Origin of the sequence: Streptomyces caeni (assembly GCF_042678285.1) — a bacterium.
GTDB classification, from domain to species: Bacteria; Actinomycetota; Actinomycetes; order Streptomycetales; family Streptomycetaceae; genus Streptomyces; species Streptomyces caeni.
The window spans coordinates 1-1,351 of the sequence record NZ_JBHUDX010000175.1 but is presented as its reverse complement, the minus strand read 5'-3'; the positions used below and the strand labels follow the sequence as shown (position 1 = coordinate 1,351).

Annotated in this window: 1 protein-coding gene; it reads left to right on the top strand. The window is 66.6% G+C overall.

Going from position 1 to position 1,351, the window contains the following annotated elements:
* On the top strand, positions 1-1,351 hold a 1,351-nt coding region (treS, locus tag ACFSL4_RS37610; protein ID WP_381092617.1), incomplete at both ends, for a maltose alpha-D-glucosyltransferase.

Genomic DNA, 1,351 nt, shown 5'->3' with positions numbered 1-1,351 from the left:
GCGGACTTCGTGGAGTTCGTGGACGCCGCGCACCAGCGGGGCATGCGCGTGATCATCGACTTCGTGATGAACCACACCAGTGACCAGCACCCGTGGTTCCAGCAGTCGCGCACCCATCCCGACGGCCCGTACGGGGACTACTACGTCTGGGCCGACGACGACAAGCAGTTCCAGGACGCGCGGATCATCTTCGTCGACACGGAGGCGTCCAACTGGACCTTCGACCCGGTGCGCAAGCAGTACTACTTCCACCGGTTCTTCTCCCACCAGCCGGACCTCAACTACGAGAACCCGGCCGTCCAGGAGGAGATGATCTCCGCACTCAGGTTCTGGCTGGATCTCGGGATCGACGGATTCCGCCTCGACGCGGTGCCCTACCTCTACCAGGAGGAGGGGACGAACTGCGAGAACCTGCCGGCGACGCACGGGTTCCTCAAGCGGGTGCGCAAGGAGATCGACGCGCACTACCCGGACACCGTGCTGCTGGCGGAGGCCAACCAGTGGCCCGAGGACGTGGTCGACTACTTCGGCGACTACCACCGCGGCGGCGACGAGTGCCACATGGCCTTCCACTTCCCCGTCATGCCCCGCATCTTCATGGCCGTGCGCCGCGAGTCGCGCTACCCGGTCTCCGAGATCCTCGCCAAGACCCCCGCCATCCCCTCCGGCTGCCAGTGGGGCATCTTCCTGCGCAACCACGACGAGCTGACCCTGGAGATGGTCACCGACGAGGAACGCGACTACATGTGGGCCGAGTACGCCAAGGACCCCCGCATGCGCGCCAACATCGGCATCCGCCGCCGGCTGGCCCCGCTGCTGGACAACGACCGCAACCAGATCGAGCTGTTCACCGCGCTGCTGCTGTCCCTGCCCGGCTCGCCGATCCTCTACTACGGCGACGAGATCGGCATGGGCGACAACATCTGGCTCGGTGACCGCGACGCGGTACGCACCCCGATGCAGTGGACACCGGACCGCAACGCGGGCTTCTCCTCCTGCGACCCCGGCCGCCTCTACCTGCCCACGATCATGGACCCGGTCTACGGCTACCAGGTCACCAATGTGGAGGCGTCGATGGCCTCCCCGTCCTCGCTGCTGCACTGGACCCGGCGGATGATCGAGATCCGCAAGCAGAACCCGGCCTTCGGCCTGGGCTCCTACACCGAACTGCCCTCCTCCAACCCGGCCGTGCTCGCCTTCGTACGCGAACACAAGGACGACCTGGTGATGTGCGTGCACAACTTCTCCCGGTTCGCCCAGCCCACCGAACTGGACCTGCGCCCCTTCACCGGCCGCCACCCGGTGGAACTCATCGGCCAGGTCCGCTTCCCCGCCATCGGCGAACTGCCCT